The organism is Granulicella tundricola MP5ACTX9 (assembly GCF_000178975.2).
GTDB classification, from domain to species: Bacteria; Acidobacteriota; Terriglobia; order Terriglobales; family Acidobacteriaceae; genus Edaphobacter; species Edaphobacter tundricola.
Map to the genome: position 1 here is coordinate 936156 of NC_015064.1, position 19950 is coordinate 956105.

The following is a 19950-nucleotide window of genomic DNA, read 5'->3' on the forward strand; positions in this document are numbered from 1 at the left end:
GACCCTGAACTATCCTGAGACAGTCATGCTCCCCCCTCGCACCCTACAAGGCGGCCGCATCAAGCCCAAAGCCTTACCCATCGGCCCTTTAGGCAAGCCCCTCTGCCGCTGGTGCGAGCTCGAAATCCTCGCCAAGCGCCGCCGCACCTTCTGCTCCGACTACTGCGTCCACCAGCACCGCCTCCGCACCGACCCCGGCTATCTCCGCGACCAGGTCTTCGCCCGCGACCACGGCCTCTGCGCCCTCTGCCAAGCCGACACCCCCGCCATCTACGCCGCACTCAAACGCGCCCGGGGCGCATCCCGCCTCGCCGGCCTCTCCCTCTACGGCATGAAGACCATCACCAGCCGCCGCTCCCTCTGGGACGCAGACCACATCCTCCCCGTAGCCGAAGGCGGAGGCCAGTGCGACCTGGACAACCTCCGCACCCTCTGCCTGCCCTGTCACCGCGAGGTCACCGCCCAGCTTCGTCTAAGGCTTCGCCGAAGTGCCTGAGTTCTCGCCTGTAGTCATCGTAGGCGGACGCTTCTGCGGCATCATAATCAGCTTCCCCACATCGAACCCCTGCGCCGAAGCCTTTGCCTTCAACTCCGCCATCAGGGCGTCGGAGGGCGTCTTGTCCTTGGTCAGCACATACAGGTTCTTGTGATTCGGAGTCCCAACCAGAGCCCACTGATAATCCGGGTCCGCAGCCAGCACCCAGTGCTTCACGGAGAACGGCCAAAGATAGATCACCTTCAGCTTCCCATCCTCCTGCTTATCCTGCTTGCCGTCCCCGTTCCGCACATTGGAAAAACCATTCTTCATCAGGCACGAGTTCACCAGCTCAAACTGCCTCGGCTTGTTCTTCTCGGAGAACAGCACCACCGCATCCGCCACGCATGTCTTCTGCTTCTTATCCGGCAGCAGCGCCACCTCGTACCAGGTCCCCGTAAACTTCTTCAGATCCAGCTTCTGCAGCGGGATCACCGACTGCCCCCGCGCCCCCACCGCCGCAAACGCCCCCAGAACCAGACCCGCCACAATCCTCATCATCCAAATCTCCTCACCATACGATGCACTCCGCCCACCAACCGCCAATCGAATCAACAGCCGCATAGATTGACTTGACCAACCCCACCCGGACACCCAGAATGATCCAACCATGCGCGCAGCCCTCCTCCTCGTCCTGGCCCTCGCCCCCCTTGCCTCCGCCGCCCAAACCCCCGCCACGCGAGTAGACCCCAACAGCCCTGATAACGCCGCCCGCAAAGCCCTCATCGAGTCCCTCGACCACCTCGCAGCCACCCAGACCGCCGCCCGCCGAGCCGAGATCGCCAAAATCCACACCCAGGCCCAGGCCCGCGCACGCCAGGCCCACGTCCGCGAAACCATGCTCCGCCTCATTGGCCCCCTGCCCACCCGCACGCCCTTGAACGCACAGGTCCTCGGCACCACCAACCTCCCCGGAGTCCGCATAGAGAAGCTCCTCTACGACTCCCAGCCCAACTTCCACGTCACCGCCCTCCTCTATCTCCCAGACGTCCCTCAGGGCACAAAACTCCCCGCCATCGTCATGGCTCCCGGCCACTCCCCCGCCGGCAAGGCAGGCGATTCACCCTTCGCCCTCGCCTTCGCCCGCGCCGGCATCGCGGTCCTCTCCTACGACCCCCTCGGCCAGGGCGAGCGCCTCCAATACCCGGACCCGGCGAGCGCAGCAGATCATTCAGTCCCTGGGAAGACCCTCGCCAAACAGCCCACCGGCGAGCACGGCGAAGCCAGCCTCCAGCCCATCCTCCTCGGCGAAACCCTCGCCAAGTACATGCTCTGGGACGGCATGACGGCCGTCGACTACCTCCAGACCCGCCCGGAGATCGACCCCACCCGCATTGGAGCCTTCGGCTGCTCCGGCGGTGGTGCCATGACCGCCCTCCTCGGCGCGCTTGACCCCCGCATCGCCGCCACCGGCACCGCCTGCTACATCACCAGCTTCGACACCCTCCTCCCCATCCAGGGCCCCCAGGACGGAGAACAATCCACCCCCGGCTGGCTCTCCAACGGCCTCGACTTCCCTGACTGGATCGAACTCGCCTCCCCCCGCCCCTACGCCATCATCTCCACCACGGAGGACATGTTCCCCTTCGCCGGAGCCCAGTCCACCGAAGCCGAATCCCGCCGCTTCTACAGCCTCTTCACCGCCGATAAGTCCCTCGCCTTCATCACCGGCCCCGGCCACCACGGCAACTTAAAACCCATCCTCCCCCAGATCATCCAGTTTTTCGCCACCAACCTCCACGCGGTGCCGCCGGCAGTGCAGGGAACTGACATAGCTCCCAGGGAGGCCCTGCAAGTCACCCCCACCGGCCAGGTCTCCACCTCCTACCCCAACACCGCAACCGTCTTCACCCTCAACCTGGCCGGCCCCGGGCACAAGATGCGTCAGGAACTGAGGCCGAACACTGGTCGCTATCTGGAGCAGAATGTCCGCGACGTTCTCGTAATCCCGCCGCCAACTCCCGGCCTGCCCTTCAAGCCGTCCCTCCTCTCTGAATCCTCCGCGACCGCCTTTCTTTCACCCGACACCTTTACCCCGTCTCCGCCTCACAAGCCCGGTGCAAAGTTCGCAGCCGTACTCTTATTGACAAACGAACCCATCACCCAACCCGCCGAAGGCCAAGACTTCACCGCTATCCAGAACCGCTTTATGGATCTGGTTGAAGAGGAAGGTAAAGCCGCGTTGCTCCTCAGCTCCCGCCCAAGTCCTGCAGGCTCGGAGGAGTTGAAAACACCGCTCCTTGGCCCCTACTATCTTCTTGGTCTCCGCGCGGAGCTTGTCGGCAAAACGCTCCTTGGACTTCGCGTGGAAGACACCCTGCAAGCAATCGACGAACTAGCTTCTCTTCCCAACATCGATCCCACCCAAATCACCGCCGAAGCCTCCAACCACGAAGCCCTGATCCTCCTCCACGCCGCCGTTCTAGACCCCCGCCTCAAACACATCACTCTCCACAACCTCCCGCCCACCTACGCCCAACTCCTCGCCACTCCCATCCCCAAAGACGCCCCCCAGGACATCCTCCCCGGCGTCCTCCTCCACTACGACATCCCCGACCTCATCCGAGCCCTCGGCCCCCGCGTAACCATCATCCCGGAGGAGAAGAAGGACAACCAAACCCCACCCAAATAGCTCTAATCACTCAGTTGCAACAAGGCTACGTTCGGTTTAGCCCATCCCACCGGAGCAATCGTCCCCATGCCCGCACTCAAAGAGTTCATCCCCCGTCTTGGCGCACAAACCGAGTCCATCTGCTCCACCTGCTGCCAGGTCATCCGCCCCAACCCCTCGGCACCCACGCTGGAACAAGCCCAGGCCCAGCATCACTGCGGTGAGTTCTCCTTGAACACAACTCAACGCTGATTCAAGGCTTTCTGCTAGCCTCCAAAGTGACACGTCACGTATCGGAGACCAGCAGACCCATGCCTTCAGCAATTCACACTCAAGACCTGGCCAAAGGCTACGGCCGCACGCAGGCCCTGCACCCCCTCACCCTCGACGTCCCCGCCGGAGCCGTCTTCGCCCTCGTCGGCCACAATGGCGCTGGTAAGACCACCCTCATCAAGCTCCTGATGAACATGATCCACCCCACCTCCGGCACCGCCACCATCCTTGGCCGAGACACCGCCACCCTCACCGGAGAAGACTTCACCCGCATCGCCTACGCCAGCGAGAACCAGGAGCTCCCGGACTGGATGACCGTAGGCCAGTTCCTCAGCTACCTCAAGGGCTTCTACCCCACCTGGGACGACGCCGCCCTCGTCCAGCAACTAGAGCTCCCCCTGGACCGCAAGCTCAAACACCTCTCCCGCGGCATGCTGATGAAAGCGGCATTAGCCAGCATCCTGGCCTTCAAGCCCTCCATCATCCTCCTTGACGAACCCTTCTCCGGCCTCGACCCCCTCGTCCGCGACGAGCTCATCGAAGCCCTCATGGTCCGAGTCCGCCCCCGCTCTTTAGCCGGCTCCGAAGCCCTCTCGGCAGTCCCCGACGCCGACCGCCCCACCATCCTCATCTCCTCCCACGATCTCGCAGAGGTCGAATCCTTCGCCACCCACATCGGCTTCCTCCATCAGGGCCGCCTCCTCTTCGCAGAGGAGATGACCACCCTCACCAGCCGCTTCCGCGAGATCACCCTCACCCTCCCGCCACCCGCACCCGGCGAACCCACCATCACCCTCCCCACCGCCACCGGCGTCCCGGACTCCTGGCTCCTGCTCGAGCAGACCCTCACCGCCGCCCGCTTCGTCCACACCCACGCCGACACCGAATCCATCCCCGCCCAGGTCGCCGCCGTCTTCCCCACCCCCTACGCCCCAGACATCCAGGTAGCCCCCATGACCCTCCGCGCCATCTTCCTGGCCCTCGCCAAATCCGGAAGAGCCCCCGCCGTCCCCGCATAGCCAATAACGCCGCCATCACTAATAACGCCGTCACCACCAAGAACGCCGTCACCACCCCAAAAGCGCCGTCATTCTGAGCGAAGCTCAGAACCTCCGTATTGGCACTTGCACTTGCTCTTGCCGTTGCTCCCCCCGAAAGGTCAACAAATGCCGCAGTCCATCCTCATCTTCCGCAAAGACATCCGCCACCTCCTCCCGGAGCTGGGCGTAGTCCTTCTCCTCTTCGTCGCCTTCGCCTCCTGCGCCCCCTCCATGTGGACTGCGAGCGCCTACGCCCCGTACATGGCGCTCCTCGCCGTCCTCCTCAAGGTCCTCATGCCCATCTCCTGGGTCGTCCTCATCTCCCGCCTCGTCCATGACGAGTCCCTCGTAGGCGACCGCCAGTTCTGGACCTCCCGCCCCTACCACTGGGGCAAGCTCCTCGCCGCGAAGATCCTCTTCCTGGCCGTCTTCATCTATCTCCCCTTCCTCCTCGTCCAGTGCTACCTCCTCAAGCACGCCGGCCTGCACCCGCTCCTGGCCCTCCCCGCCCTCGGCCACAACCTCGTCCTCCTCACCATCTGCGTCATCCTCCCCATCACCGCCCTCGCCGCCATTACCAGCAACTTCGCCCGCCTCCTGCTCTCGGTCATCGGCGCCATCATTTACATGCTGGTCGTCTCCGGCTTCGTCTTCTACTTCGCCTTCCTGAAGATGCAGCTCCCCCACCTCCAGGCCGATCTCCTCGCCGTCTTCTTCCTCCTCCCCGCCGTCGCTCTGGTCTACCAGTACAAGACCCGCCAGACCCAGCGCTCGCGCATCCTCCTGATCGCCACCCCCATCGCCGCCGCCCTCATCGTCCTGCTGCCGGCGTCCCCCTTCATCGCAGGAGCCTACCCCACCCTTTCCGGTGCCTCCGCCCCCAAGCTCACCTCGCTCACCGACCAGTTCCACCCCCCCACCGCTGGCACCCTCGCCGTCGTCCGCAACCTCGTCGGCATCAATCTCCCCACCCGCATTGAAGGCGTCGCGGAGGACTCCACCTTCGTCATCCAGGGCGTGCGCGTCACCGTCACCGGCGGCGGCGTCAACTACACCTCACCCTTCCTTTCCTCGCAGGGCTCGAACCCCATCGGTGCCAAAACCCCTGCCACGCTCCTCGAGTTCAGCCTCCCCCAGGACATCTTCAACCGCATCCGCACCACCCCGGTCGATATCCACCTGGAGCTCGCCACCGAGCGCTTCCAGATGCAGAAGCCCGCCACCTGGAAGGCGACGCTCCTGCCCTTCAGCGTCCCCGGCAACGGCATCTGCAGCTTCTCAAAGGACGACGCCTCCTCACCCCCAACCTGCCGCTTCCCCCTCGCCCCGCCTGAGGTCAGCCTGGTAACGGCAGACGTAGCCCCCCGCATGTGCCCCGCCACCCAGGCCTTCCCCGGCCGCGCCAACCTCGGTGCCCGTGGCGGAGTCCTGGACTTCGACCCCGTCATCACCGTCCCCCTCAGCCTCCGGACCGGCGACCCCGACCCCAGCCACAACTACGTCCTATGCCCCGGCACCCCCCTCAGCTTCGTAGAGGGTACCCACCTCCCCAACGCCATCCTCACCCTGGACCAGAAACAGGTCGTCCTCGACGCCTTCGCCATCCGCCTCACCCCACCCACCGAAGGCCCCGCCCCCACCCCACAGGTCCAACCCACCTCGGAGTAACGAAAAAGGCTGGCAAGCCCATTCGGACCCGCCAGCCTTTTGTTTGTCTTTCTTTGTTTGTCATTCCCGAAGGGAACCTGCGTTTGTCTTCGCTCGTGGCTGCTCTTCTTTTCAATCCCGAGCCCGAGCCCGCCCCAGCAGCTCACTCAACTGCTCCAGCTCCATCTCTTCCAGCTCTCCAAACAGTCCATTCATCCACTGCACCATCGGCTGATCCAGGTCGCCCACCAGCCGCAGTCCTTCCTCGGTCGCGGATGCAATCACCATCCGCCGATCCGCCTCCCCGCGATTCCGCTTGATCCACCCAGCCTTCTCCATGCGCTCCAGGATCCGAGGCACATCCGGAACCTGCGCCACCAGCCGGTCCCGAATCTCATACTGGCACAGCCCCTCCGCCCCCGCCCCCCGCAGAATACGGAGTACGTTGTACTGCGTTGGGGAAAGCCCTCGCGGACGCAGGTTCTGCTCCATCTCGTGACTGATAATGCCCGTCGTCCGCAGAAGGTTCAGCCACAACTCTTCCTTCGCGCTTGCAAACGGTTTCGCCTGTTTAATCTCATCCGCTAAAGACATGCTCATCGCAATAACCTACCAGTTCACCGCATCATTTCTACACTTTTTGTCGCCCAATCGAAACTTCAAGCTCAAACACCCGTCTCATTGCGTCCGATCAATACAGTACCCGGTATTCCACCGCTTCCACACCTGCCCGCCCTTGTGCCCTACTCCTCGATTCAATAAGGTCGAACAAGACCTGAGATTTATGCCGTTCCAACCCTGAAAAACCCGCTTCACCAGCGGCTCAGGCGAGACTTCCACAGAAGTTTAGCCCTAAATTGGCACTTCAGTCCTGTTACAGCACCGTGAATGGGGTATCTGGGACGGCAACACAACAGGTAGATGATTTATACTTGACATGCCCCATATGGGCTACTAACGTTGCGATTGCAGGGGATTGACCCCCGCGAAAATTCAAGAGCGCCAACCATCCAGTGCCCGCCCCGAGCTTCCCGGGGTACAGCTGAGTACGCTCAAAAAGCTCTGTTTCACCCTCGGCCCGGCCAACGCCGCCCCGTCCAGATCCCAGATTCGCCCTCAAGGAGTTCCATCGATGAACGAGACCCTCACCGCCTCCCCCGCAGCCTCCAAAAAGAACCAGTCCGCCGCAGCCAAGCCCGCGCCGGGTCTCACCTTCGACCGCTACTTCACCACCGAGGGCGTCAGCCCCTACGACCAGATCACCTGGGAGCTCCGCGACGCCATCATTCAGGACTGGAAGGGCAAGCTCATCTTCGAGCAGAAGAACGTAGAGTCCCCCGTCGACTGGTCCATGACCGCCACCAACATCGTCGCCTCCAAATACCTCCACGGCCTCATCGGCACCCCGGAGCGTGAGTCGGGCGTCCGCGCCCTCATCACCCGCGTCGCAGAGTCCATCCGCGACTGGGGCATGTCCGCCGGCTACTTCGCAGACCAGAAGGCCGCCGACATCTTCTACGCCGAGCTCGCACACCTGCTCCTCAACCAGAAGGTCGCCTTCAACTCTCCCGTCTGGTTCAACGTAGGCTGCGACCGCCTGGAGCCCAACTCCGACGCCCAGAACTGGCACTGGGACGCTGACAAGCGCCAGGTCAGCTTCTCCACCACCGGCTACACCAAGCCCCAGTGCTCCGCCTGCTTCATCAACTCCGTCCAGGACTCGCTCGATTCCATCCTCACCCTCGCCAAGACCGAAGGCATGCTCTTCAAGTGGGGCAGCGGCGCAGGCTCCAACCTCTCCAGCATCCGCGGATCGATGGAAACCCTCTCCGGCGGCGGCACCGCCTCCGGCCCGCTCTCCTTCATGCGTGGCTTCGACGCCTTCGCAGGCGTCATCAAGTCCGGCGGCAAGACCCGCCGCGCCGCCAAGATGGTCGTCCTCAACGTAGATCACCCGGACATCGTTGACTTCATCGAGTGCAAGTCCAAGGAAGAGGCCAAGGCCTACTCCCTCATCGCCGCAGGCTACGACGGCTCCGGTCCGGACAGCGAAGCCTACTCCAGCATCTTCTTCCAGAACGCCAACAACTCCGTCCGCGTCACAGACGAGTTCATGTCCGCGGTCGAGCGCGACGCAGAGTTCTCCACCCGCACCGTCAAGGAGCGTACCCCCGTCACCACCGGCCCCGCACGCGACATCATGAACAAGATCGCAGAGAACACCTGGGCTTGCGGCGACCCCGGCATGCAGTACGACACCACCATCAACAAGTGGCACACCAGCAAGAACACCGCCCGCATCAACGCCTCGAACCCCTGCTCCGAGTACATGTTCCTCGATGACTCCGCCTGCAACCTGGCCTCCTTCAACCTCATCAAGTTCGTCGATTCCCGCGGCCAGTTCGATATCCCCGCCTACCGCAGCGCCATCGCCATCGTCACCACTGCCATGGAGATCATCGTCGACTCCGCCGGCTACCCCACGGAGATGATCGCCAAGAACTCCCACGACTACCGCCCTCTCGGCCTCGGCTACGCCAATCTCGGCGCGCTCCTCATGTCCTTCGGCCTCCCCTACGACTCAGACGCCGGCCGCGACTTCGCCGGAACCCTCACCGCCATCCTCTGCGGCGACGCCTACTACCAGTCCGCCCTCATCGCCGAGACCTGCCCGCCCCTCCTCGCAGCCACCCCCTTCTGCCAGCAGGCCACCCCGGAGCAGGGAGGCGCATGCCCCGGCTTCTACATGAACCGCGAGCCCTTCCTCGACGTCATCCGCATGCACCGCGCTGAAGTCAACAAGATCGGCAAGTCCAAACACAGCAACGAGCCCTTCTCCGTCCCCCAGCTTGACTCCCTCATCCAGGCCAGCAAAGACGCCTGGGACGCCGCACTCATCCACGGCGAGCACTACGGCTTCCGCAACTCCCAGGTCACCGTCCTCGCACCCACCGGCACCATCGGCTTCATGATGGACTGTGACACCACCGGCATCGAGCCCGATCTCGCCCTCGTCAAGTACAAGAAGCTCGTCGGCGGCGGCATGATCAAGATCGTCAACAACACCGTCCCCTCCGCCCTCACCAAGCTCGGTTACTCGGACGCGGACATGCACGCCATCGTCTCCTACATCGACGCCACCGGCACCATCGAAGGCGCACCCGCCATCAAGGCTGAACACTTGGCAGTGTTTGACTGCAGCTTCAAGCCCGCTAAGGGCACCCGCAGCATCCATTACATGGGCCACATCAAGATGATGGCCGCCGCCCAGCCCTTCCTCTCCGGTGCCATCTCCAAGACCGTCAACCTCCCCACCGATTGCTCCGTCGAAGACATCGCAGAGGCCTACCTCGAGAGCTGGCGTCAGGGCATCAAGGCCGTAGCCATCTACCGCGACGGCTCCAAGGGAGCACAGCCCCTCAACGTCTCCACAGACAAGCAGAAGGCAGACGACAAGGAGACCGCCCGCAAGGCATCCGTAGCCGGAGCAGAAGCCGCCCAGGTTGAGATCGACGAGACCATCGCAGCCGAGCGCGAAGCCGTCAGCGCCCTCGCCTCCGCCGCCCACATCTCCGCGCAGGACAACCTCGCCATCCTCTCCGCAGCCAAGGACCAGCTTGTTGCGAACCAGCAGCAGGTCGCCGCCCTCCAGGCCAAGCTCGCCGCCCACCTCGCCCAGTCCCTCCAGAACTCGGACTCGCTGGACGCCAAGCAGCCACCCCGCGCCGTCCGTCACCGCCTCCCCGCCGAGCGCGCCTCCGTCACCCACAAGTTCGGTCTCGGCGGTCATGAGGGCTACATCACCGTAGGCCTCTACCCCAACGGCCAGCCCGGCGAGATCTTCATCCGCATGGCCAAAGAGGGTTCCACCGTCTCCGGCCTCATGGACTCCTTCGCCACCGCCATCTCCCTCGCCCTCCAGCACGGCGTCCCCCTCCGCGTCCTCTGCGAGAAGTTCGCCCACACCCGTTTCGAGCCCTCAGGCTGGACCGGCAACGAGCAGATCGGCTACGCCAAGTCCCTCATGGACTACATGTTCCGCTGGATCGAGATCCGTTTCCTCTCCGGAACCCAGCTCGACCTCTTCAGCGGCCTGGCCCCCCAGTCCAGCATTCCGGTGCAGGGAACCGTCAGCGCTCCGGCGAACACCATCCACCTCAACCCCTCAGACCCGGCAGCGACAGACGTAACCGTCACCACGCCCCCCCAGCAGGTCTTCGTCACCAACGGCCCCAACCCCGATAACAAAAGCGCCGTCATTCTGAGCGAAGCTCAGAACCTCGGTATTGGCTCTTCGCCTGAATCGGCACACATGCACCACGATCAGTACGAAGACCGCACCGCTCCCCGAGGAGGCATAGCCCCAGACCTCCAGGCCCGCAGCGGCCTCTCTGGTCCCTCACCCCTGGGCCCTGATCCCTTGACCCTCGAAGACCGAGGCATCTACCACACCTCCGCCGCCCTCCGGTCCATCGTCAACATGGGCGACGCACCATCCTGCGCCACCTGCGGAGCCATCATGACCCGCAACGGCTCATGCTACCGCTGCGGTGAATGCGGAAGCACCAGCGGCTGCAGCTAACAGAGGTTCGTATCAGAAGAAGCCCCGCGCGAAGCGGGGCTTCATCCTTGTAAGGGTCTTCTACACCGGAGAGCAATAGATGAAGCTGATCAAGGCACGCATAATAAACTTCCGTTCAATTGAGGACAGCAATGATGTTCAGATTGAACCAACGGTCACTGTTCTAGTTGGTCAAAACGATTCCGGAAAGACGGGATTCTTGCAAGCACTAGACCGTACTAATTCAGTAAATCCAAAACAGACGTTTAATCCAATAGAGGATTATCCGCGGCGGTATCTAACAAAGTATGAGCGTGAGCTAGCGAAAGATCCACCTGTAGTGGTTCAACTCACTTATAGCGCAAGCTCCGGAGAGATAGCTTCTATAAACAACGACTTAGGTCCGGTTGTCGGAGACCCCTTTTTCTTTTCCGTAGATTTTAAGTATGGCGGAGGCAAGGCAATAGGGCTTAGCGTCAACGAGAGCCCTCTAATTTCTCAGATACTCGCAATAGATCCTCTCAAATTGCTCGCGGCCCCCGAGCTTGGAAAGACCTCAACGTTGCGGCAGTTTTTTACTAAACTTGAAGCTATTGACCTGAATGAAGCTGCGAAAGCACAGATAGATGCTCTCCGAGCTAAGTTCTTGCCGGGTGCGGATAATTGGGATAGCTTGCTCAGCTATTACATCTACAAGCAATATGTAGCGTCAAGGTTGCCCCAGTTTGTTTACTTTGATGATTACAAGTTGTTGCCCGGAAAAGTCAATTTGCCCAGTTTTCAGCAGAGAGTAGCTGCCGCAATTGCGCAGAAGAAGGCCCTTTCCGATCAAGACTCAACCGTTCAAGCTCTTCTCAGAATGGCCGGCATATCGCTTGAAGAACTTAATAGTCCAACTAACTACGAGACGATTAAGGCGAAACTGGAGTCATTTTCGAATGATATTACCGATCGCGTATTCAAATATTGGAAGCAGAATACCGAACTAGATGTTCTTTTTGACATCAAGAGCGATGCCAATGATTTAGCCCCTTTCAATAGCGGCAATAATTTGTACATTCGAATTGCAAGCCGAAGGCATCGCATGTCGATGCCGTTCGACAGGCGAAGCAAGGGCTTTATCTGGTTCTTCAGCTTCATCATATGGTTTGCCAGTGTCAAGGAGGAGGTCAACGCAAAGAATGATCTCGTCTTACTCCTCGATGAGCCCGGCCTTAGCTTGCATGCACTGGCGCAAGCAGATTTTCTCGGTTATATTCGTGAACTCTCAAGCGACTATCAAGTCATCTATACAACACACTCTCCTTTCATGGTTGACAGCGACAAACTCTTGGAAGTTCGTGTTGTACAAGATCAAGATGGGAGTGGAACGAAAATTAGTTCAAATCTCAGCGGCTCAGACCCTAAAACCCTATTCCCGTTGCAAGCAGCGCTTGGTTATACGATCGCACAAAATTTATTTATATCCACACGCAATCTATTAGTGGAAGGGCCATCAGAGTTGCTGTACTTCAAACATTTTTCAGCATTACTGGAGGCCGCAAAGCGTGTTTCTCTGCGGGAGGATATTACAATCGTGCCAACCGGGGGATTGGACAAAGTTGCTACTTTTGTGTCTCTTCTAGGAGCAAGCGGACTGGAGATAGTCGTACTTCACGACTACGAGAAAAACAACGCCCAAAACTTGGCGGATATTATAAAGCTTAAGGCAATCGATCAAAAAAAGGTCCGAACTTTTAGTGAATACCGTCCCGGAGCGGCCAAAGGTGAAAACAGCCCGACGGATATTGAAGACTTGTTGCCAGTGAGCATGTATCTCGCAGCATTTAATAAGACCTACTCAGGCTCGTTGAAGAAGGAGATTTCTGAAGGCAAGCTTCCTGCTGGTGAGCGCATCGTCGACCGAATCAACCGCTACCTGATAGCCGCTAAAGAATCAGTTAGGCCCTCCGGGGGGTTCAATCATTATCTGGTCTCGCAGACAATTTGCACTACGGTTCCGGATAGCCAGAACGAATCAGCGGTGCTCAGCGCATTTGAAGCAATGTTCAAATCTGTAAACGCACTTTTTAGCAAGTAATTGCTGGGATGTGCGTTCATTATTTTCCATCGATTTTGCGTTGGTCGGTCCTACCCTGCCAATAGCCTTTCTGCTGTGTTTTGCTGATCCCTTTGGCCATATTTCCTTTTCCTCTGGCTTTCAATTCTGAAGACATACCTGCAGCGCTCATCCCACTCACTGGTGGCGCTTTCTTAGGGAGCCTCTGCGCAGGCGGCCGATTTGACGATGTCGGTGTGTGACTTGAGTCGGCGGCCAAGTTTTTCTGCGGTTGGGCCGTGCTTTGCTTGTTCTGGCTGGGGTTTGTGCGGAGTCGAAGACTCATAGCCCGTCTCCCGGCGCTAGGCGGCGGTTCCCGCCAGGTGCTTGCGGTGGAGGTAGAGGTTGATGAGGGCGAAGTTGGCGCATAGCCGGTGATGGTTCTTGGCGATGCCTCTGTAGCGTACCTTGTCGAAGCCGAAGACGCGCTTCAGGATACGGAAGACGTGTTCTACTTTCGCTCTTACTTTTGATTTCGTCGTATTCTTCTTCTTTGCCGCTTCATCGACATAGTTCTTGAACCTGGTTCGCTTGCAGGTCATGTCCTGGGCCTTGGGCGCGGCCTGCCGGATGGCCTTGGTCTGGCCTTGATAGCCGCCGTCGCCCCACACCTTTCGCTCCTCCCCATGTAGCAGATCCGGCAGCATGTGTACGTCGGAGACGTTGGCCGCCGACGTTGCCACTGAGTGCACGTGACCTTCTTTTGCATCAACGCCGATGTGCGCCTTCAGTCCGAAGTACCACTGCTTGCCCTTACGAGTCTGACGCATCGCCGGATCACGCTCTTTCTTCTCGTTCTTGGTCGAAGAAGGCGCATGAATAATGGTCGCATCCACGATCGTGCCGGTCTCGATGCGGATGCCCCTGGCCGCCAGATGCAGGTTCACCGCGTCGAGCATGGCACCGCCAAGGTCATGCTTTTCGAGCAGGTGGCGGAAGCGCAGCACTGTCGTTTCATCCGGTGCCGGAGCCACGCCCAGGTCAACACCAGCGAACCGCCGCAGCGTGAAGGACTCATAAAACGCCTCTTCGACGCCGGGGTCGGACAAGTTGAACCACTGTTGCATAAAGTACGTCCGAAGCATGATCGCAAGCCCGACAGGACGACGGCCGTTGCCGGCCTTCGGGTAGTGCGGTTCGACCAGAGCCTGTAACTCGGGCCACGGAACAACCACTTCCATCTCATCCAAAAACAGCTCCCGCCGAGACTTCCGCCCATACTTCTCAAAGATCGACTGGGACGCAAACGTCTGCTGCTTCATCGCCATCCACCCCTAACCATCAGATTAATCCATCAGGCCGCGGACGCAGAACTTGTGCAGAGTTTCCTTAGGCATAGTTGTACGCGGCTTGCTAGTGCCAGCCTTAGTAGGAATGCTGCCCATCGATCTGAAGAAATCGCCTAAACCCATGATCTCTTTATATACCGAAGCGTTTACCGGGGCGTACCCCGTCAAGTGAACCAGCCATGCCGAAGGCGAGCTTCCCCGCCCTCCCTCACCCCGCCCCAAACTCCCATTCCCGGAAACCGCCTCCAACCCTCCCGCCTTTCCCTCCAAAACCGACTCCCCGCACAATAAACTCCCCGCACGTCCATCCCCGCCCGAACCGCCTCCGAAGGCACCTTCTTCGTCACAACCAACACTCTCAACCGCCGCCGCCTCTTCCACCGCCCCGCCAACGCCGAACTCTTCCTCGAAACCCTCCAGCACTACCGCGCCGAATCCAAATACAAACTCCACGCCTTCGTCGTCATGCCCGACCACGTCCATCTACTCCTCACCACCAACGGCCCAACCCTCTCCGAAATCATGAATTTGATCAAAGGCGGCTTCTCCCACCGCCACGCCTCCAAACTCCCCATCTGGCAACGCGGCTTCACCGACCACCTCATCCCCAACGCCGACCACTTCAACACCCGCCGAGCATACATCCACCAGAACCCCAATCACCGCCCACCTGGTCCCATCCCCCGAACTCTACCCCTACTCCTCCGCCTACAACCCACCGCCCAAACCGCCTCAAACCCTCTGAGAGGGTACAAACCCACGGAACGGCACGCCTTCAGGCGTGCCATAAAAACAGTCGAGCCAAAGGCGCCCCCGCTCTGCCGAAGGCCAGCTTTTCCGTCCTGGCATTTCCTCTCCCCGCCCGCTCCTGAGGGGACGCGCGTAACAACTCCGCCTCCAACTCGTCTCACCTTTACCCATGCGCCCCCAAATCCTCCTCACCCTCCTCCTCACCACCGCCGCCTTCCCCCAGGCCCGCCCCACCACCTTCCTGCTCGAAGACACCACCATCGTCGCCGGCACCGCAGGCCAGTTCGAGCCGTCCCAGCACCAGTACTGCCTCGCCGCCCTCAAAGCCGGCACTCCCGCCTGCCTCGTCTTTTCCACCGCCCTCTTTGGCGATACCAACCGCTACCTCACCCTGCTCCCCATCGCCAACTTTGCCCACTTCGACTCCGGCCAGTACGCCGCCAGCGGCCTCACCGTAGAAGAGGACCACGCCCAGACCGGCTCCCCCGCCGCCCAGACCCACCAGTCCGTCATCGCCCTCGAGCCCGAGCTCTCCTTCACCCACGCCCCCAACAACCAGCGCCCCCTCAACCTCTTCCTCGAGTACCACCTCCGCCCCGGCACCCTCGACGCCTTCCTCGCCCTCGTCCGCTCCAACCAGCTCCCCGCCGCCCGCAAAGCCGCCGTCCCCGCCTTTGAGGTCTTCCGCACCCTCGTCGGCGCCAGCCCCGATCGCGTCTTCGTCGTCTACCGCCTCGACAGCTACGCCCAACTCGACCGGTATAAGGAGCCTGACAGCGGCGAATGGCGGGACTTCGCCTCCAAAGACATCCTCTCCAGCACGAGCTTCGTAGTCCGCTACCGCCCTGAAATCAGCGCTAACCCCAATGATCCCACCAGTTGAAAATAAAATCTTCAAAAACACCAGCAAATTCGCTTGTCAAGCCCCCTGCGTTGCCGAAAATCGCGTAAACAACACAATACAAGCCACTTAGCGGAGAAAAATAGTTGGGGTATTTACCCCCGGCCGCTTGATAGAATAGAAGAAGAGAAAAAGCCTGGACGACCCACTGTCGCGGCTCACAAATCCTGTCAACGATACGCAACAGGAAGTCCAGACCTAAGTCCAGTCGTTTGAAGACTTTGCGTACTTAGAGGGGGGAGGGGGATACCCCGGGCCATGCGATACTAGCCCCAACTCTCATCGCACCTAAAGGCCACGGTTGACGAACTACATCGCCAAGTTGATCTCGTGGCGTCGGGAGCCCTCCCGCCCTCTGCTTCCCAGCGAGCGCCTCGAACGCGCCGCAGCCCTCAGGCGCTACTTCAACCAGGCGGTCTTAGTCATCTTCCCCATCCTGGGCGGCCTGGCAGCCTGGGGTATCGCCGCACAGGACCCCTCGGTCTACCTCGGAACCGCAATCGTCCGCTTGGAGATGAACCCCCTCAAGGGCGGGATGAGGCTGAAGAACCAGGCCTACGGAGACGAGATCGCCATCATGCTGAGCGAGCCCGGCCTCCAGACGGCAGTGGACACCCTCTCCCAGGAGGATCGCCAGAAGCTCTCCCGGAAGGAAGGGGGGCACAAGGCAAGAAGGCAATCCTCCACGGACCCGGACGCCCACCTGCGCGCCACCCTACGCGCCGGCCTTCGCGCCGAACGAATCCCCCACACGGCCATGCTCAGGATCAGCTTCACCAGCCCTGATCCGCAACTCGCCGGCGAGATCCCAAACACCGTCGTGCGTGCCATGATGCTGGTCAACCTGGATAAGGCAAAGCGCCGAACCGGGCGCGCCGAGGCCTTCTTCCGCACCCCGGTCAAAGCCCTCCAGGACGAGGTCCAGGCCTTCCGCCTCAAGGAGCACTCCCTGGCCGAGGGCCTCCTGACCCCAACCCTCCCGCCTCCGGCCGCGCCCCCTCCCCTTGACCCCTTCCTGGCCGCCAGAGCCGCCCGCAAAGGAGCCCGGACCGCTACCTCATCCGAGACCACCCCACCCCCCGCCCCACGCAATTCAGAATACGAATCCCAGGCCGCCATCCTCAGCGCCTTCACCACCGAGCTTCATCGCTCCCAACGAGAGAAACAACTGACCAGCCTCCAGGCCGGGATGCTCGCCAAAGCCAACGAGCAGAACCGCAACGTCTTTGATGATGGAGCGAACGATCTCTCCAGGGCGATAACCGCGGCGATGAGCCGTTACGACTCACTCGCCGCCACACTCTCCCAGCACCATCCAGAGATGGCGGCGGAGGCGGCGGAGATCGAGCAGCTTCAAGCCGAAATTCGTGCTCTGCGTACGCGCCAACTCGAACTCGCGAAGGTGAAGGTTCTCATTGCGTCCGGAAAGGTGACACGTCTGCTACAAGGCACTCAGAAGGAGCAGACGCTCCTGGCCGAGATCATCGATCGTCAGCGCAGGAATAACCTCCTGTATCAAAACATCGCGGTCGAAGAGAGCGTCCTTCAGACTCTGGAGCCAGGCTGCAATCCGCCCGGGTTGAGACGCCTCTGAATGAGACCGTCCTGGAGGAGGTCAGCCCCGCGTCAACGCCTTACAGCGCGGTCTCAAAGCACATCCTGCACCGTGTAGCCAACGGCTTCGGAGTCAGCTTTCTGTGCGCCTTGGGTGTCGTCAGTGTAAGCCTCCTCAGAAGCTCTGTCTTCTGGACGGTGGATGACCTACAGCAGGCCGCGGGGAGACCCGCCTTTGCCGTGCTCACGCAGAACGCCGGGCCACTGCAATTGAAGGATGGCGTGGCCTCTCGCCGCGGGTTTGAGGAGGACCTGAGTGCTCTTCACGAGTTCATCACGCACCTCCCTGCAGAGTTCTCCACGCCCTGCATGATGTTTACTTCGACCTTGCCTCGCGAGGGAAGCTCGACAATCGTGGCTGCCTTTGCGGCGGCGCTCGCACGTGCCGGGAGCAAGGTGCTCGTCATCGATGGCAACCTGCATCACCCCTCCATGCACGAAGCATTTGGCATAAATGCCAGAGTCGGCTTGACCCATGTCCTCGAGCAACACGCGACCCTGCAACAGGCGGTCCAGACTGTAGCGGATCTGCCGTCCTTGCACATCTTGTCGGCAGGCCCGGTGCCGCCTGATCCATTCGCACTCCTGCTCTCCAGCGATCTGCGCGGTTTACTTCAAAGTGCGACCGACCGATATGACTATGTGCTGATCGATTCTCCCCCCGCCGGCAGATTCCCCGACGCCTTCTACCTCGCATCACTGTCGAACGTCGTTTTCGTTATAGCAAAATACGGTATCGTTCAGCGGCAACCAACCGCCAGGCTCCTCCGCAAGATTTCGACTCCGGACCTTCTTACCTCTGGCTTCATCGTCAACGGCGCTCTTGGTGTTTCAGAGTGAACGCGCGGCGTGGCATCCCTGCCAGGGCGGGTACCGCGAAGAGAGACCCAGGCATGAGTTTGCTTTGGGAGAGTCTCAGATCGCAACCCTTGCGAATGCTGACCGGGCTCATGTTGATCGGAGTCAATCGAGCGGCCTTCCTTGTCCTTCCCGGCTCGCTCGGTCTCATGGTCGATCGCGTCCTTGTTAAGCACCAGTCATCCGCCATGCCTTCCATCCTCGCAGCCGTTGCTGGCGCGACCGCTCTTCAGACGCTCACCGGCCTCATGCTGGATCTGCTCCTTGGATACAGTTGCCAGAATGCGATCGCGTCCATGCGGACCAGGGTGCAGGCTCACATAATGGATCTCCCCACCTCCTTCTTCGATCATCAGCTCAGCGGAGTCCTCGCTGCGAGGGTCATGAAGGACTCGGAGAAGTTGCGCGACTTCATCGGTCCCGTCGCGCTCGAATCGGTTGCAGCGATTGTTACTGGAGGTCTTGCCTTCGGCGGCATGATCTTCCTCAGCGTAAAGCTCACCCTGCCGCTCGTAGTCTTACTCGCAGTCCTGGCGGGAGTCATGCGCTGGGCTGCCGGAGACGTACGTGCGCGTTACGCAGAGATCGCGCACCTGCAAAGCATCATGGCCGGCAGGCTGAGTGAGTCGATCGCCGGTGTCCGAGTGGTCAAGGCTTATGCCGCTGAGCCGCGTGAAGCGATCGTCTTCGCCAGTCAAAGCCAGGTTCTGGAGGATGCGACTGTTCAGGTACAGATGCATCAGGCGCGTTCCACGGCGGGGGCATCCCTGGCCTTTAGCCTGATCGGCTTGCTCCTCTTGTATGCAGGTACGTTGCAGGTTCTTGCGGGCGCTCTGACCGTAGGCCGCCTGGTAACCTACTGCGCCTTCCTCGCCTGTGCAACGCAAGCCGCGCGGCAGGTAGGAGGGCTGCGCATGCAGTTCGCTTCCAGTCTTGCCTCGCTCGACCGCATCGCCTCCATTCTCCGCGAGTCTCCTGAGGATGCGGGTAAGCGACACCCAGAGGTGCCCCCGGTGACAGGCGTTGTCCGCGTCCACGGAGTAAGCTTCGCCTACACCCCAGCTCAAACCGTCTTGCACGATATCTCCTTCACCGCAACGCCAGGCACGCTGACCGCCCTCGTTGGGTCGAGCGGTTCGGGCAAATCCACACTCTGCGCCCTGTTGTGCGCTTTCTACCGGCCCACCTCAGGCTCCGTACTGATCGACGATGTCAATCTAGCCTCTCGTTCTCTGGGAGACTTCCGCGATCAACTGGGCGTCGTCTTTCAGGACCCGTTCCTCTTCAGCGGCAGCATCCGGGAAAACGTACTTATCGCACGCCCGTCTGCAACGGAAGCAGAGCTAATGGAGTGCTACGAACTCGTTCGCCTCGACAGATTCGTAGACCGCCTGCCTGACCGTTACGAGACCCTCGTGGGTGAGCGAGGAGTTCGTCTCTCGGGCGGAGAGCGCCAACGTATCTGCATGGCCCGCGCGCTTCTGCGTGATCCCCGCCTTCTTCTGCTCGATGAACCAACCAGCTCTCTTGATGAGGAAAGCGAACACTACTTCAGGGAGACTCTCGGCCACCTCATCCCCCGCCGTACTGCAATCGTGATCGCGCATCGGCTCTCTACGATCAGGCGTGCCGATCAGATCCTCGTTTTGGACTCAGGCCGCATCGTGGAGAGGGGCGATCATCTCACCTTGATGGCCTTGCGTGGCCACTACTTCCGGCTCTTCCAAAGTCAGCCTGGAGCGCACGACCCCGCGGTCTGATCCCCCGGGATCT

Annotated in this window: 15 protein-coding genes and 1 pseudogene; 12 read left to right on the plus strand and 4 right to left on the minus strand. The window is 60.9% G+C overall.

The window, feature by feature from the left end; translation table 11 throughout:
• The first annotated feature begins 25 nt into the window (after positions 1-25).
• Positions 26-496, plus strand: a complete 471-nt coding sequence (locus ACIX9_RS03915) for an HNH endonuclease (RefSeq protein ID WP_049789203.1) — start codon at positions 26-28, stop codon at positions 494-496.
• On the opposite strand, the gene ACIX9_RS03920 is transcribed toward ACIX9_RS03915, so the two are convergent.
• A complete protein-coding gene (locus ACIX9_RS03920) occupies positions 473-1036 on the minus strand; it encodes a lipocalin family protein (protein ID WP_013579178.1) in 564 nt (187 codons plus the stop codon). The genes ACIX9_RS03915 and ACIX9_RS03920 overlap by 24 nt on opposite strands.
• A 109-nt stretch (positions 1037-1145) precedes the next feature.
• Between ACIX9_RS03920 and ACIX9_RS03925 the strand changes: the two genes are divergently transcribed.
• The 4 genes from ACIX9_RS03925 (at position 1146) to ACIX9_RS03935 (ending at position 6127) form a co-directional block, all read left to right on the plus strand.
• On the plus strand, positions 1146-3167 hold the full coding sequence (locus ACIX9_RS03925) for an alpha/beta hydrolase family protein (protein WP_013579179.1): 2022 nt from the start codon (positions 1146-1148) through the stop codon (positions 3165-3167).
• Positions 3168-3233: 66 nt separating this feature from the next.
• Positions 3234-3398 (plus strand): hypothetical protein, encoded by a 165-nt coding sequence (locus tag ACIX9_RS26285; protein ID WP_013579180.1) that lies wholly within the window; start codon positions 3234-3236, stop codon positions 3396-3398.
• A gap of 59 nt (positions 3399-3457) precedes the next feature.
• A complete protein-coding gene (locus ACIX9_RS03930; protein ID WP_013579181.1) occupies positions 3458-4438 on the plus strand; it encodes an ABC transporter ATP-binding protein in 981 nt (326 codons plus the stop codon).
• Positions 4439-4585: 147 nt separating this feature from the next.
• Positions 4586-6127 carry an ABC transporter permease gene (locus tag ACIX9_RS03935; protein WP_013579182.1) on the plus strand — a complete coding sequence of 514 codons (1542 nt, stop codon included), beginning with the start codon at positions 4586-4588 and terminating at the stop codon, positions 6125-6127.
• 111 nt (positions 6128-6238) lie between these two features.
• Here ACIX9_RS03935 and ACIX9_RS03940 read toward each other — a convergent pair whose 3' ends face one another.
• Positions 6239-6706, minus strand: coding sequence for a MarR family winged helix-turn-helix transcriptional regulator (locus ACIX9_RS03940; protein WP_013579183.1), 468 nt, complete (start codon positions 6704-6706; stop codon positions 6239-6241).
• A 532-nt stretch (positions 6707-7238) separates the two neighbouring features.
• Between ACIX9_RS03940 and ACIX9_RS03945 the strand changes: the two genes are divergently transcribed.
• Positions 7239-10688, plus strand: a complete 3450-nt coding sequence (locus tag ACIX9_RS03945; RefSeq protein WP_013579184.1) for a vitamin B12-dependent ribonucleotide reductase — start codon at positions 7239-7241, stop codon at positions 10686-10688.
• A gap of 79 nt (positions 10689-10767) precedes the next feature.
• The gene (locus tag ACIX9_RS03950; protein ID WP_013579185.1) at positions 10768-12747 is read left to right on the plus strand and encodes an ATP-dependent nuclease; all 1980 of its coding nucleotides are present in this window, start codon (positions 10768-10770) and stop codon (positions 12745-12747) included.
• A gap of 320 nt (positions 12748-13067) precedes the next feature.
• Here ACIX9_RS03950 and ACIX9_RS03955 read toward each other — a convergent pair whose 3' ends face one another.
• Positions 13068-14027, minus strand: coding sequence for an IS5 family transposase (locus ACIX9_RS03955; protein ID WP_041597230.1), 960 nt, complete (start codon positions 14025-14027; stop codon positions 13068-13070).
• Between the two features lie 333 nt (positions 14028-14360).
• Here ACIX9_RS03955 and ACIX9_RS27630 point away from each other — a divergent pair.
• From ACIX9_RS27630 to ACIX9_RS03975, 3 genes and pseudogenes are all read left to right on the plus strand, one after another.
• A pseudogene (locus ACIX9_RS27630) lies at positions 14361-14651 on the plus strand (transposase); the annotation flags it as partial.
• Positions 14652-14973: 322 nt separating this feature from the next.
• Positions 14974-15687 (plus strand): hypothetical protein, encoded by a 714-nt coding sequence (locus tag ACIX9_RS27285; protein WP_013579186.1) that lies wholly within the window; start codon positions 14974-14976, stop codon positions 15685-15687.
• A 319-nt stretch (positions 15688-16006) separates the two neighbouring features.
• Positions 16007-17299: a GumC domain-containing protein gene (locus ACIX9_RS03975; RefSeq protein WP_013579187.1), complete on the plus strand. Its 1293-nt coding sequence runs from the start codon at positions 16007-16009 to the stop codon at positions 17297-17299.
• A gap of 167 nt (positions 17300-17466) precedes the next feature.
• On the opposite strand, the gene ACIX9_RS27290 is transcribed toward ACIX9_RS03975, so the two are convergent.
• Positions 17467-17601: a hypothetical protein gene (locus tag ACIX9_RS27290; protein ID WP_269744688.1), complete on the minus strand. Its 135-nt coding sequence runs from the start codon at positions 17599-17601 to the stop codon at positions 17467-17469.
• A gap of 27 nt (positions 17602-17628) precedes the next feature.
• Between ACIX9_RS27290 and ACIX9_RS23495 the strand changes: the two genes are divergently transcribed.
• The gene (locus ACIX9_RS23495) at positions 17629-18159 is read left to right on the plus strand and encodes a CpsD/CapB family tyrosine-protein kinase (protein ID WP_198152153.1); all 531 of its coding nucleotides are present in this window, start codon (positions 17629-17631) and stop codon (positions 18157-18159) included.
• A gap of 95 nt (positions 18160-18254) precedes the next feature.
• Positions 18255-19937, plus strand: coding sequence for an ABC transporter ATP-binding protein (locus ACIX9_RS03985; protein WP_049789207.1), 1683 nt, complete (start codon positions 18255-18257; stop codon positions 19935-19937).
• Positions 19938-19950: the final 13 nt, after the last annotated feature.